12 protein-coding genes are annotated in these 14734 nt (G+C 34.1%); 5 read left to right on the top strand and 7 right to left on the bottom strand.

Features of this window, described 5'->3' with window-relative positions:
- Nucleotides 1-50: 50 nt before the first annotated feature.
- The 5 genes from HNS38_RS18330 to HNS38_RS18310 all read right to left on the bottom strand — a co-directional run bounded on the left by HNS38_RS18330 (nucleotide 51) and on the right by HNS38_RS18310 (nucleotide 8951).
- Nucleotides 51-2474, bottom strand: a complete 2424-nt coding sequence (locus tag HNS38_RS18330; protein ID WP_172284111.1) for an ABC transporter permease — start codon at nucleotides 2472-2474, stop codon at nucleotides 51-53.
- A gap of 240 nt (nucleotides 2475-2714) precedes the next feature.
- Nucleotides 2715-5153: an FtsX-like permease family protein gene (locus HNS38_RS18325; RefSeq protein WP_172284109.1), complete on the bottom strand. Its 2439-nt coding sequence runs from the start codon at nucleotides 5151-5153 to the stop codon at nucleotides 2715-2717.
- 269 nt (nucleotides 5154-5422) lie between these two features.
- Nucleotides 5423-5914: a hypothetical protein gene (locus tag HNS38_RS18320; protein WP_172346861.1), complete on the bottom strand. Its 492-nt coding sequence runs from the start codon at nucleotides 5912-5914 to the stop codon at nucleotides 5423-5425.
- 18 nt (nucleotides 5915-5932) lie between these two features.
- Nucleotides 5933-7180 (bottom strand): efflux RND transporter periplasmic adaptor subunit, encoded by a 1248-nt coding sequence (locus HNS38_RS18315; RefSeq protein ID WP_172346860.1) that lies wholly within the window; start codon nucleotides 7178-7180, stop codon nucleotides 5933-5935.
- Between the two features lie 415 nt (nucleotides 7181-7595).
- Entirely contained in the window at nucleotides 7596-8951 is a 1356-nt protein-coding gene (locus HNS38_RS18310) for a TolC family protein (protein ID WP_172346859.1), read from the bottom strand.
- Between the two features lie 490 nt (nucleotides 8952-9441).
- On the opposite strand from HNS38_RS18310, the gene HNS38_RS18305 reads away from it, so the two are divergent.
- Entirely contained in the window at nucleotides 9442-10266 is an 825-nt protein-coding gene (locus HNS38_RS18305) for a peptidylprolyl isomerase (RefSeq protein ID WP_172346858.1), read from the top strand.
- A 139-nt stretch (nucleotides 10267-10405) separates the two neighbouring features.
- Here the strand turns inward: HNS38_RS18305 and HNS38_RS18300 are convergent, their stop codons facing one another.
- Together HNS38_RS18300 and HNS38_RS18295 are read right to left on the bottom strand one after the other, a co-directional pair.
- Entirely contained in the window at nucleotides 10406-11263 is an 858-nt protein-coding gene (locus HNS38_RS18300; RefSeq protein ID WP_172284098.1) for a patatin family protein, read from the bottom strand.
- Between the two features lie 258 nt (nucleotides 11264-11521).
- Entirely contained in the window at nucleotides 11522-12295 is a 774-nt protein-coding gene (locus HNS38_RS18295) for a class I SAM-dependent methyltransferase (RefSeq protein ID WP_172284096.1), read from the bottom strand.
- A gap of 431 nt (nucleotides 12296-12726) precedes the next feature.
- Here HNS38_RS18295 and HNS38_RS18290 point away from each other — a divergent pair, with 431 nt between their 5' ends.
- Genes HNS38_RS18290 through HNS38_RS20295 form a run of 4 tightly spaced genes read left to right on the top strand, consistent with a single transcriptional unit; the run spans nucleotide 12727 to nucleotide 14522 of the window.
- Nucleotides 12727-13242 carry a penicillin-binding transpeptidase domain-containing protein gene (locus HNS38_RS18290; protein WP_172284094.1) on the top strand — a complete coding sequence of 172 codons (516 nt, stop codon included), beginning with the start codon at nucleotides 12727-12729 and terminating at the stop codon, nucleotides 13240-13242.
- Nucleotides 13152-13412 (top strand): penicillin-binding transpeptidase domain-containing protein, encoded by a 261-nt coding sequence (locus HNS38_RS21280; RefSeq protein ID WP_172284120.1) that lies wholly within the window; start codon nucleotides 13152-13154, stop codon nucleotides 13410-13412. The genes HNS38_RS18290 and HNS38_RS21280 overlap by 91 nt, the downstream gene beginning before the upstream one ends.
- Nucleotides 13402-14190, top strand: coding sequence for an ATP-binding protein (locus tag HNS38_RS20300; RefSeq protein ID WP_371823821.1), 789 nt, complete (start codon nucleotides 13402-13404; stop codon nucleotides 14188-14190). Before HNS38_RS21280 ends, HNS38_RS20300 begins: the two co-directional genes overlap by 11 nt.
- Nucleotides 14187-14522 carry an ATP-binding protein gene (locus tag HNS38_RS20295; RefSeq protein ID WP_172284089.1) on the top strand — a complete coding sequence of 112 codons (336 nt, stop codon included), beginning with the start codon at nucleotides 14187-14189 and terminating at the stop codon, nucleotides 14520-14522. The genes HNS38_RS20300 and HNS38_RS20295 overlap by 4 nt, the downstream gene beginning before the upstream one ends.
- Nucleotides 14523-14734 lie beyond the last annotated feature (212 nt).

The following is a 14734-nucleotide window of genomic DNA, read 5'->3' as shown; positions in this document are numbered from 1 at the left end:
CTCACTTCTCACTTCTCACTTCTCACTTCTCACTTCTCACTTCTCACTTCTCACTCATAACGAATAGATTCCGCCGGATTTCTTCTAGCACTTTTATAGCTTTTCCAAGCCACTATTAAAAAGGAAAAACAAAGGGTTATCAATCCTGCTAAAATGAAAATGCTAACATCAAGATTCGTTTTATAGGCAAAGCCTTCTAACCACTTGTTCATAAGCATATAGGATATCGGTGTTGCCAAAATAAAGGCAATGAACACCCATGAACTGTATGATTTAAATAACAAGGATAGTATCTCACTCACCTTAGCACCATTGATTTTTCTCAAGCCTATTTCTTTTTTTCTTCTGGCTAGATTAAATGATACCATAGCAAAGAGTCCCAATCCAGATAAAATCAAGGAAACAATAGTGAATAGAGAAAGTACCTTGGTGATTGTATATTCTTTCTCATATACCTTCTCATAGCTATCACTGGCAAATTCATAGGCAAATGGTTTATCAGGATTTACTTCTGTCCAAACTTCATTAATAATTTTCAATGCCTTATTCCTGTTTTTCAGTTCAATTCTTATAAGGAAATTGGAACTAAACACCTTTCTGGAGACCATGACCATTGGCTTTTCTTTAGCATACAAATTGGTATAATGAAAATCTTCCACTACACCTATAATGGGTCCAAAAGGGAATAGTGGCTCCATGTGTTCAAATCTAAAGTTTTGACCTATGGCGTCCTCTGGGTTCTCAAAACCCATATGCTTTAAGGCCGTTTTATTAATAATATATTTTGAATGATGGATGCTTACTTCATCTTCCAATTCCTTTGGTATTTCTTGTTCGCTCAATGATAATTGCCACAAGCGAAGTGCTTTTTGCTCCCATTCCATGCTACTGGTTTGCCCAAAACTAGCTTTCCCAGCGATGGCATTAATATCAAGAAAGGAGAAGAAATTTGAGTCTACACACAAAATATTTAAAGTTGAATTAGGAATTTTTTCCTTTCCTTCAATCTCGTATGGGAAATTATCAGTCACCATGCCAGCTGGCTCTTCCATTACAGAAGTAACATCTATTATTTCAGGATGCTGTTTTAGTTTTTCCTTAAAAACTTCGTAATTACTCACTACATCCCATGGGTTTTCAGGAATAACCACCATGTCCATACTCTCGGCATCGGGATGAAGGCTATTGATATGATTGAGTTGTTTATGCAAAATTAAAATGGAGCTCAGTGAAATCATAGTTAATGCCAACTGCAAAATCACAAATACCTTATATGATGACTTTTGCTTTAGCATATCCATATAGGCTCCTATAGAAATTTTATTCACTAATAATGGCCAAATAGAATTCAGGATGACCAATAGGGCAAATCCTAAAAGCAAAAAAATAATTTCAAGTACCGTTAAATTGAAAAATGATAAAAAATGATAATAGGAAGAAAATTGCTGAGCCAAAAAGAAGGAGAGTGCGATAATTATGATATTCAGTATTATTGTTTCTTTAATAGTATCAAATAAAACATTCCTTTTTTTTGCTCCATTAATCAGCTTGATTTTATGGGTTTTTATATCGGAAATAAACTGAACGAAATTCAGATTGGAGTAGTTGATAAATGCTATAAGCATAATGATTAATATGCTGGATAGAAGAAGGAGGATAGACTGAAAGCTACTGTTCTTTTCCAATTCTCTGGATTTATGACTGTGCAAATGAATACGAGTAAGAGCCTGTAAATCAGCAAGAGGTTGATAATCATTTCCTTCATGTTTCTCATCCCATTTGGCTTGTATTTCTTGTAGTAGCTCATCGGTGTTGGTTTCGGGAGCCAATAATAAATAGGTATAATCAAGAGTATTCCTAATGTCCTCTTCTCTGGAGGTCAAAATATCGAAGTTAAAATGTGAATTTGAAGGTGGGTCTTTTAAAACTCCTTGAATAGTAAACTCAAATTTTTTCACATCCCGCTGATGAACAATAAATATTTTTTCTCCTATAACATCAGTATGCCCAAAATGTGTTTTTGCAAAACGCTCTGTTATGACTACATGCTTAGGATGATTAAAAATATTTTCGGCATCTCCTACTAATAATTCAAAGTCAAAAATCTGGAAGAAAGAAGAATCAACGGCATATACCTTCTTTGAATAGAAAGAATTATCCTCAATAGATATAATGGCATTTCGAAAGGAAGTAAGTCTTAGCACTTCCTCTACTTGTGGAAGTTCCTCATTCAACTTATAGCTTAAATGGGTCTGTGTGCGTGCATCAACCATAGAACTTGCACCTGTGTTACTATTAGAAGTCAAGCGATAAATCCTATCAGAATTGGAATGAAATTTATCATAGCTCAATTCCATACTCACAAAGGAATAAACCAATAATAAGCAAGCAAATGCTACTGAAAGCCCCAAGACATTGAGTCCGAACCAAAGTTTGTTCTTTTTAATTCTTCTGATGATTTTTCCTATGTTCATTTTTTTTGTTTATTCTATTTAATCATTTAAATAATTGCCTTATACTTCGTTACTCTCCATTTTTTACTTTCTCATTTACAATTAGTAAAATCGTCATTAAAAAACCTCGAAAGCCTCGTCTAAGACAATTTTTAAAAAGGTTTTGTCTTGCAATTTCTTTATTCTATCATTTTTATTAAAAACACTTTTACTCCTCACTTCCAACTTCCAACTTCCAACTTCCAACTTCTAACTTCCGACCTACTCATGTCTCAAAGCATCCACTGGATTTCTACGGGCTGCTGTATAACTTTGCCAGCTCACTGTCAGCAATGAAATGGCAAGGGCAATAAATCCTGCAACGGCAAATACCCACCAGCCTAAATCAATCCTGTAAGCGAAATTTTCCAACCATTTATTCATCAAATAATAGGAAAGAGGTGCTGCAATCACAAAGGCTACCAATATCCATTTTACAAAACTCCAGTTTAACAATCTGACAATCTCAAGTATGGTAGCCCCATTTACTTTTCGAATACCTATTTCTTTTGTCTTTTGGCTGATGATATAAGAAATCAGTCCAAACAACCCGAGACTTCCTATCAAAATGGCAACCATTGCAAAAAGTTGGATAAGCTTTGATGTATTTTCCTCCTCTTGATATAAGGAGGCGATTTTATCATCGAAAAAACGAAAATTCATGATATCATCTGGGAAGATTTCATCCCACTCTTTTTCCACTTTTTTTATTGATTCCTGATAAGCATTTAAACTCAAAACATTGGGGTTCATTTTAATGGCCATTTCATTGATATTAAAGCTCAGATTGGAGAAAATGACATTCTCCATACTCTTATGTAATGATTGTGCGTGGAAATTCTCAACTACAGCAACGATATTAAATACCGTGCCATTATTACCAAACCCAAACCGCTCACCTAATGCCTGCTGAGGATCGTTAAACCCAAGAAGTTTTGCAAGTTGTCTATTGACAATAACATCACCATTATTTTTAACCTGTGAATAATTTTCACCTGCTATTAATTTTAGTTCAAATAAATTCAGATAATCTACATCTGCCGTTTTCAAATTTGCGAAATGCTCATCTTTTTCAATAGATGGGTGATTGATAAAAGAATTCACTCTCCAATCTGCCAAAGGACTGCGAGTTCCATAGCTCACCATTTCAAATTCAGGATGCTTTTTAAGTTTTTCTTTTAATAATTGTCGTTTCTCCGAATTTGAATCGGGTAAGGTGACTAAAAGAATAGCTTCTTTACTAAAGCCTAAATCTTTAGTCATGAAGTAGTTTAATTGTTGGTTCATCACTAGAGTCCCGATAATTAAGACTAGCGAAATGCAGAACTGAATGATAAGCAATGTACTCCTTAGTGATAAGAAGGAAGAAGAGTTTTTTACATTAAACGAACTTTTTAGGGCAACATTAGGACTCATTCCAGCTATAATTGTAGATGGATATAAACCAGATAAAATTCCAATAATGATGGCCACCAGTATTAAATAAATAAAGATGCTGGGATCCATTAATAGGTTTAAATGTAATCGATACCCAATAACGCTTTCAAGGTAAATAAACAGGAAATGGGCAATGAATAATCCAATAAATGCTGCAATAAATGTGACAACAATGGACTCTATCAGAAACTGTATACTCGATTGCCTTTTGCTTTCTCCAAGTATTTTCTTAATCCCGATTTCTTTAAACCTTTTTGTAGCCTGAACAACAGAAAGGTTAATGAAGTTTATCGCAGCCACAATGATCAGAAACAAACCGATAACACCAAGAATCAATAGATTTTTGTGGGGAACTTGTCGATTACTATAATTATTGCAAGTACTCGAATGCAATTCAGAAAGAGGCTGTAAAACATATTTTTGCTCAAGGGTATTGTTCTTCTTATTATACTTATCATAGAATGCCAAAAGCTGATTCTCAAATGTTTTTGGAGATACGTTTTGAGGTAAAAGTAAATAACAATTAGTTGCCGAATTACCTTCTTGCCAATCTATTCCACCTTTAAAATAGGGATTTGATAGAGGCTGATCTTTATAGTTTGCAATAATTGAGAAAGGAAGATCTGTGTTTTTTGGTGGATCTGATATCACTCCAGTAATTTGTAATGCACCTGCATTATTTATAATGAGTGTTTGATTAAGTGCTTGACTAACTTCTTGAGCTGATAAACCAAAATACTTCTGTGCTAGCGAAGAACTAATCACCACACTTCCTTTATTATCTAGAGCATTTGAAGGATTACCGGCTAAGAAATTAAAATCGAAAAACTCAAAGATATTAGGTTCTGCATAAACCAAGCCCGTTTCTTCTTGGTACTTCTGAATGCTTCCATTTTCATGCTCTACATTAATCTGACCTTTGCCAGCATAAAAAGTCATTAGGGCATCTATTCCTGGAAAATCATTTCTTATAGCACTTCCAACAGGATGCACCTGAGCTTCCCCGTATTTAATTCCTATTGTAGGTATTTTGTATTCATTAATTAAACGGTATACATTTTCATAATTCTGATGATAGCTATCGAAACTAGATTCGTAAGCAATAATTTTATAGATGACCAAGCTACATCCTATACCAATAGCTAAACCACCTATATTAATTACTGAATAGGTTTTATTCTGACTTATATGATTCCAAATGGATTTAAGCAATGTTTTAAACATTATTTTACCTTTCTTTTATTCTTCATAAGATTTAATGTTTTAATAGATTGTTCATTCTTTCATTTCTTCATTCGCCAAGTCTCCCTATCTCTAGTTCGCTAGCTCATTAAATTTCAATCAATACCTCAAAGTCGCAAAGAAACTCCCCCTCTATCATTTTCACTCTCACTCAAACCTCAAAACCTCAATTGGATTTCTTTAGACTGCAGTACTACTTTGCCAACAAATGGCTTTATATTAAACTCGTTCATTTTCTTTTATTGATTTTATTATTCTGAAGTATTGAGTATATAATCATTTATATCTATATCTTCTGGTAAAAGCTGAGCTAAATCTTGATTATAAAGAAAGAGGTAGACAAAAGCTTTGCTTCCAGTTTCACTTATAGAATTAACCAAAATTGGTAATACTATGCGTTTCTTTTTGATGAGGCTAGAGGAGTATATCATTTCACATTCATCATTTAAAATGGCTACAGGAAGATAGGTTCTATTGGCATTAAACTCCTCCATATTTTCCTCCATATCAACTCTATCTATTGATGTCCAATGTTCTCCATTGTCTAAATGAAACTTTTGTTGTAAATCGTCAATAGAGAATTGAAACAAGATATCACTACCCCTAAACTCAAAGCCAATATGCTCCAATTGCTGCTGATCTAGCTCAAGCGCCTGGTTAACACAAGTATCCCCTGGACTGTCGGAAAGTATGGACATTAGCATCATGGAAAGAGTTCCGAGTATGTGAAATAGTGATTTCATAGTTTATTTTTAATATGCTTAGAATATTATTCTTTCACTTTCACCAAAGCTATCGTAGCCCGATACTATCACCTGCTCACCAGCTTGTAGACCTTCTAGAACTTCGTAATATTGAGGATTCTGATTACCAATCTTGATATAGCGCTTTTCGGCTGAATGACCATCCTCCGCTAAAACAAATATCCATTGTCCGCCAGTTTTCTGGAAGAAGGATCCTTTGGGTAAAAGCATAGCATTTTTAGGATTCCCCAGTTGTAGACGAGAGTAATAGGTTTGACCCGTACGCATATTTGTAGGAGACTCCCCAGTAAAAACCAATTCCACAGAAAAGCGACCGCTTCTTACATCTGGAAATACCTTTCTGATGGTCAACTCATACTCTTGTCCTTGGCGTTCCAATATGGCTGATAAACCTACTCTTACTTTATCAATATAATGCTCATCAATTTCGGCCACCACTTTAAAGGAAGCCAGCACATCAATCTGACCTAATCTGCTACCTTTAGGAATAGATTGTCCCAATTCAGCATCTAGAACAGTAAGCTGTCCATCAATAGGCGATTTCACATTTAACTGATCTTGGCGTTGACGAACCAATTTAAGGTTCAACTCCATATTTTGCAAATTACCTTCCATTTGCTTCACCTGAATAGAACGGTAGATAGAATCTTGACTCTGGCGCTCCATATATAAATCGTAACTGCGCTTAGCAAATTGATAATCCTCCTCCGAGATGATGTATTCCTCTTGGGAAATCAAGTTATCGGCTATTAAGCTTTTATTCTGATCATAAGTTCTCTTCTTTCTAATGATGTCGAACTCCAAGTTCAGTAATTCTCTTTTAATTTGAAGCTTCTCTTGTTCCATAACCACCATGGTATTCCTGAGAAAGTTACTCTTCTCGGCCAATTGGGCTTCACTATTGAGAATGCTCAAGCTGAGATCCATATTACTCATTCGAAGTATCACATCACCTTTTTTCACCATCTGACCTTCTTCAGCTACCTTCTCCTCTACTCTACCGCCTTCTCGTGCATCTAAATAAATGGTTGATATGGGATGAACATTTCCACTAACGGTGATATAATCGTGAAAGATACCCTCCTCTACTTTCGCTATGCTCAGCTTTTCTTTATCGGCTCTATAGGTGGATAAATTTGTTGCGAAAAATGCAAAATATATCAAGGTGAGGAATAATGCTCCTGCAACTCCAATAATGATGTGCTTTTTTTTCAGACCTTTTTTCTTTTCTATTTTTACATCCATGATTCGATTTTTCTAAAGTATTCTTTTAAATAATTCCCTAATACTTCGTTATACTCCATTTTTTTTATTCTCATTTACAAAAGTAAAATCGGCTTAAAAAAATGTCGCAAGCCTCGTCTTAGGCAATTTTAAAAAGTATTGGTCATTAATTATTTTGTTATTTATCTATTTTCTCAACCTTGAATTAACTCTTATTATTCAAAGCTGTTTTCTTATGTTTTTTCTATCGTATTCTTTTAAATAATTCCCTAATACTTCGTTATACTCCATTTTTTTTATTCTCATTTACAAAAGTAAAATCGGCTTAAAAAAATGTCGCAAGCCTCGTCTTAGGCAATTTTAAAAAGTATTTATCATTATTTATTTTCTCTATTCACTGTTAACTATTAACTATTAGTTGTTAGCTATTAACTAATTAATACAAATGATTCCAATTAGCCGTCTGATAGAAAGTGAGCATCTGATAACGCATCACATATACTAGTTTTGATTTTAACAGATTAGCCTGTGCTGAAATATATCGCTGCTTGGCTGTTTCAAACTCTGTGGTATTGGCCAAACCCTTTTCTAGTTTTTTGGTAACATTTTTTAAACTCAACTCACTAAAATCGTGTAACTCTTGTGAAGATTGATATTCTTTTTCTGCCGACTGTAAATCCTCTATGGCATTCCATATTTCTATATATAAAGCCTCTTTCTGTTTCTCAAATAATAGCTTCTGATCTTTAAGAGCGATTCGCTTTCGTTTGATATCGGATGATACCACAGCTCGGTTATAAATAGGGACTCTCAAGCTCAGCCCCACCCATTGATTTTGGTTTTCTTCCAACTGCTTGCCGTAAGTGAGACTATTCTGATCATAAAAACCAGTGCTATATCCTGCATTCATATTTAAACTCGGATAGACTCCTCCTTTGGCAATGGCCAAGTTCTTTTCAGAAGCTCCTAATAACATTTGCTGTTGTTTTAGTTGTGGAAGAATATCTTTAGCTCTAATAAAAATAGAATCTACATTATTGCTGGCATTCAGAATCAATTCTTGGGTGGTGTTTGTATCAATAGCAAAGGACTGCTCCACTTTCAATCGTAATAATTGCTTAAGTTCCAAAATGGTTTTATTATATTGATTCTGTGCTTTGGTGAGGCTCAACCTATCACTGGCCCATTGGCTTTCGAGGTCTTGAGCAGTGATGGGAGATTCCTTACCTACTTCTACTAACTTCTGCATGCGGTCAAATTGCATCTTCGACAAACCCACCTGACTCTCTGCCACATCTCTTAATCCTTGAGAATAAAGTACGGTATAATAAGAGCTTAGGATTTTAAATACCAACTGATTCTTTTCCACTTCTGCGCCTTGCTCCGATGCTTTGAGGAGATATTTGCTAAAGCGAATACCATTTTTCTTCACCATCCCCTGAAACAAAGTAAAGGAGGAGTTGAGGTAGTAATTTTGAGACAAAGTAGGATCGTAGGTTACAGAATTATCGTTTCCATCTACGTTCCTACCAAAGTTTAATTCCAAGTTGCTACCAAAATTCAGATTAGGCAATATATTCGCTTTGCTTTCCTTAAGACTCACTTCCTGACTTTCAATATTATTATATTTCATATTCAAATCCAAGTTGTTCTCCATGGCATAGTCTATGCAATCGCTAATCTTCCATGACTCTTGAGCCTGAATTTGAGAAGTGGGCCATAAAAGCGTCAATATAAATGACGCTAGAATGAACCACCAAGCATTCTCGAAAAATATTGTTATTCTATACATTTTATTGTCTGTTGTTATAATACAAATCATTGTCGTTACTGATTTGTTTTCAATCCTTATGCCAAAAATCACTACACACTGATATACTATTACTTACATTCATTTATTGGCATAAGCAGGGCTTTAACTTGTAAAAATATTTTACACTTGGTGTTGGATATTTTACAATGATTAAGAAGGTTCCAAATAACAAATGCCAGGTGATAAATCAAAATACATCATCTATTTAACAATATTTATAATGAAAAGATTTTTGCTTTTCTATATATATTTTCAGTATAATGAAATCTTTTTCAATTAAGTTAATCTTTCTACTAAGCTACTTTTTTATATTCTACCTGTTCTAATAGAATGTAGGTATTTGACAGTTTGCACAAAGAAAACTCAAAGTTTCACAGAGAAACCAATGGATATAAAACATACTTCCTGGATACTTTCCATAGAATTAATATCTTTACAAAAAGTAAAATCTGCATATAAACCTCACATCATGAAAATAAAAAACAGCATCCTCCTAATCCTCATCAGTCTTAGTTTTTGGGCTTGTAGAAATACGGAAGCTCCAATAGAAAAAACGAAGAATCGTATTCAAATAGAAATGACTACCAACAAAGGGATAATAGTCTTGGAATTATATAATGAGACCCCTAAACATCGTGATAATTTTGCAAAACTGGCTAAAGATGGAGCTTTCGATAGCCTTTTATTTCATAGAGTGATTGAGAATTTTATGATACAAGGTGGCGACCCTGATAGCAAGTTTGCCAAAGCGGGTGATACTCTAGGAAATGGAGATTTACCCTATATGGTAGATGCTGAATTCCACCCTGATCTGTTTCATAAAAAAGGGGTTTTGGCTGCTGCTAGAGATGGAAACCTGAAAAGAGCTTCCAGCGCCATGCAGTTTTATATTGTTCAGGGAAAAGTTTTTAATGATAGCCTCCTCCAAAAAGCTGAGGATCGTATTAATGAGAACTTAGCCGTAAATGCCGCCAGAAATCTTCCAGAAAACAAATCCTTATCAGATGCCTTAGCAAAAGCGATGGACGAGGGAAATATGGAACTCTATTTTCAATATAACGACAGTCTAAAGGAATTAGCAAAAGGCCAATTTGAGCTTTATAAAATCCCAGAATATCAAAGAGAAATTTACAAAACAAAAGGCGGCACACCACACCTCGACCAAAACTACACCGTATTTGGTGAAGTGATTAGTGGATTCGAAATAGTGGATTTGATTGCTGCTGTTTCAACTGATGCTATGGATAGACCTTTGGAGGATGTTCTTATTGTCGGGGTTCGGGTTTTGAGGTAAAAATTAAGGTGGAAAACAAAAAGAATTTATCACGCAGAGTCGCAAAGACGCAAAGAAATTAGTCTTAATCTAATAGGAGGCTATTTAACCTTGGACATTCGTGTTAATCCGCCTGACCTGTGTAATTCGTGTTCCTCTTTTACTTCCTATTAAGCCACTCCCAAAGAGCAGAAAACTCCAAATTACCTTGCTCCATGGCCGCATGATAAATAACTGCAGTCTTTTGTGGATTATTTTCTATTCTATCTATATCCATTGCTTTTGGTGGTCGAATAATATACACCACGCCTTGCTTTTCAAGTTGCTCTAATTTAAACATCGATTCGTTATATCTTTCTGCTCTGGTGACTAGCATTTCATATACCTTAGGGAATTTCCGATAATACCACTTTAAGAAAGAAGCATACTTCATTGGCTTTTTGAAATATTCTTTTGGCTGGGTTAATATCACCACTGCCCTATCGTTTCCATTATTTAAAGCATGCTCAAAAGGAACTGAATCGGATAAACCTCCATCCATTAAAATTTTACTGTCGTAATGGACCATAGGAGCAATAAATGGTAGCGAACCACTGGCAGCCAATATAGTTTTGAACTCTTTCTTATCAGCATTGTTTAAAAGAAAAAACTCTGGATTTCCAGTCTCACAATTACTAGTACCTACATAAAACTGGCTTGGCGAATTCATCAACTCCTCATAATCAAAAGGGATGATATGTTGTGGAATTTCTTCATAAATAAAATCCCATGAAAACATGGTTCCTTGACGAATTAAATTATTCCAACTACAATATCTCTTGTCACCAATCATCTCGTTCACCTCGATATTCCTCCCTATTTGTTTTGAGATATAAGACACTCCATAAGCAGCACCAGCCGAAACTCCATACACCGTTTCAAAGGACAATTGTTTCTCCAAGAACACTTCTAGTATTCCGGCACTAAACATGGCTCTAAAACCTCCTCCTTCTAGTATTAATGCAGTTTTCTTTTCCATTGATGACGTCTATTTTAATGCTGACGAAATTAGGAATATTTTAGAATAATTTGTGGTTTCAATCTGTTTATTCTTAATCTATTTTCTATTAAAAACATGTAATAATTGGCACGCGAGGCCGCAAAGGCATAAAGAAATTAGGTATAATTAATCCGTGAGAATCTGCTTAATCCGTGTCATCCATGTTCTATTTTTAGCAAAAAAAAGGGTAGCCTCTATTTAAAGACCACCCCATTGTTCTAATTCTAATTGAATGCTTTATATTTTCTTTCCAATATAAAATACATAACCATAATAGTCTTTATACTTGCGATACAAGTCTGTTTCATGCCTTTGGTTGGCAATAAAACCTTCTGCTGCTTTATTTCCTGATTTTTTGATTAAGAAATCCTCTTGAATTTTCACTTGAGGTGCATAGAAATTGTCTATCCAGCAACTATCTGGTATGGCAAATGCAGCAATGGTTTTATATCCTACTTTTTGCATTTGATCTACCTTATTGGCTATAGTGTCTATTCCTGGGTAAGCATCATTCCAGAAATCTTCGATCTCTTTTGGACGTTCCTCAGTAAACCACGAAGCCTCAGAAACAGCAATATATCCTCCAGTTTTCAAAAACCTTCTCCAGTATTTTAAACCTTTCTCAAAACCAATATTATAGATGGCACCTTCCGACCAGATTAAGTCTATTTCTTTATCAAGAAAAGGAAGTTTATTCATAGAGCCAACTATCCCTTTCATCTGGTCTTGAAGATTTAAAGAATTTGCATTTTCATTAAATAGGTCTATAAAAACGGGAAACAAATCGATCCCGAGAATAGGTGCTGGAGCATACTGTGCCAATACTTGGGTCTGACCGCCTGTTCCGCATCCTATATCTACAATCTTAGAATCCTCAGTTAAATTATCAATGAAACTTAAAACTTTCAATGTAGTTTCAGGACTTCCGGGCCCTTGTTGTGGTGTATTTGAATAATATTCGACTATTAAACTTAAATCGAAATCGTGAATAGATTTATTATCATTACTCATGATGTTTTGTATTATGGAGCATGACTATTAAGTGTTTGTCTATTAAGTTCGATTTCTGCGTTACGCTTGCACCGAAAACAAACATTTACAAAAGTAAATTTATTGTTATTCAGGACTTCGCAAGCCTTGAACTCGAACATTCTAAATCAAACACTTGACTTTAGAAATATGTTCTATTTTGTCAGGCTCAAAATTCGTTAAAATATTATATATAAAAGTGACCCTGATATGAATATATCAGAGTAAATCTAAAGGATAAGCTTTGATAGAACATCAAAACCTATTTACCCAACCAGCTCCATTTTAGTACTTAACATAAATCTTTTTAGATATAGCAAAGATATAAAATATTTTAGATCGAGCAATTTTAAGAATCAATATCTTCATTTATTCTAGTAATTTAGCTTCACATTTTATCAAAACCTAAATATATGAGAAACATACTTCCATTACTTCTTATTTCTTTATTTATCATCCCCTCAATTTCAAACGCTCAACAAACACTTGAAAAAGAAGAATGGGCAAAATTCTTTAATGATTCAAATATAAACGGATGCCTGGTTTTATATGATACTAAAACTCAACAGTTCCAATATTACAATGAAAAAAGATGCGATTCTACTTATCTACCCGCTTTTACTTTTAAAATCCTAAACTCTCTTATTGCTTTAGAAACAAAGGCAGTGAATGGAATTTACGACAGCATAAAATGGGATGGGAAAGATAGAGGATGGCCATTATGGAATCAGGACCAATGTATGAATTCTGCTCTAGGAATTTCATGTTTTTGGTTTTATCAAGAGTTGGTCCGACGAATGGGAGAAGGTAAAATGCAAGAATACATAGATAAAGCGCAATATGGAAATCAGATCATAGGTCCAATATTGACAACTTTTGGTTACAAGGTGATATCAGAATCTCAGCCAATGCACAAATCAGTTTCTTAAAAAGGCTCCTCAATAATGAGCTTCCATTTAGCATCGAGAATCAAGAAATAGTAAAAACCCTCATGCTCACCGACTCCACCGAGAATTACAAAGTTTATTCAAAAACAGGCTGGGCCCTGAGAGTTGATAAACAAATTGGCTGGTTGGTAGGATTTGTAGATCATTCTTAGAGAAAGCTATCTAAATAAAATAAGAGCCTACATCAACAAGCCTGTTATTAAAGTTATTACAGGAATGCGAAGAGTAGGTAAGAGCTATTATGCAAAACAAATCATACTTGAATTACAAAAATTAAATATAATAAATGAACAGATTCTCTATATCAATAAGGAATTACTTGAATTTGATAAAATACAAGTTTACAGACACTTAACCAAGTTTATTACTGAATATTATAAGAATAACAATAAACCCAGATACTTATTTATTGATGAAGTACAGGAAATTAACCAATGGGAAAAAGCCATTAGCTCTTTTTTTGCTGAAGGAATTTATGATATTTATATAACAGGCTCCAATTCAAATCTGCTATCATCAGAACTTAGCACCTATATTTCTGGACGATATGTTGAAGTTAACATCTACTCATTAGGGTTCGATGAATTTCAACTATTTAATAAAAATGAGCCTCAGAATAGAAATGATGAGTTTCAGTTGTTTCTCAAATTCGGAGGATTCCAAGTCATTTATAACTTTAGTTTAAACGAAGAAATTTGTTTTCAATATATCTTCTCTCTATATAATACCATTTTAGTTAAAGATGTAATAGGTAGAAATCAAATAAGAAATATTAGGCTTTTTCAAGATATTACAAAGTTTGTATTTATTAATATCGGACAAGTTTTTTCAAGTAATTCAATAAGTAAATATCTTAAAAGCCAGAAAAAAAAACCATTGGAGGTGATACCATTCAAAACTATCTTCTTCATCTCGAAAGTAGCTTTATGATACACAAAGTCCAACGCTATGATTTGAAAAGGAAAAAGGTTTTAGAGCTTTATGAGAAATACTATTTAGGAGATTTATCTCTTAAAAATGTCATGTTTGGGTATAAAGAACAAGATATTGCTAGAATGTTAGAAAATATAGTCTTTATAAAACTAAAAAGGGATAATTACCAGATACACATAGGGAAACTAGGTGATTTGGAAATAGATTTTATCGCAGAGAAATCGAATGAAAAAATCTATATAAAAGTTAGTTATCTTCTGCAGTCAGGATCGACCATAAAAAGAGAATACAGAGCACTGGAAAAAATAAAAGACAATTATCCCAAATAAATCCTCACCATGGATCAATTACCTTCAACCAATACCAATGGCATTATAAGAATGAATATTATTGACTTTTTATTGGATCATTAAATTTTAGCACAAATAATAAGAACCCTTACAAAAAGTATCCCAAAAGAATAAATGGTACAGGATTTACTTCAGGGCAAACTCACACTTTTATATCAAGCACCTTTAGTAAGTAGTCTTCATTCCATCCG

The organism is Lentimicrobium sp. L6, assembly GCF_013166655.1.
GTDB lineage: Bacteria > Bacteroidota > Bacteroidia > Bacteroidales > UBA12170 > UBA12170.
The sequence above is the reverse complement of the archived record's forward strand: the minus strand, read 5'-3'. Positions and strand labels throughout refer to the sequence as shown.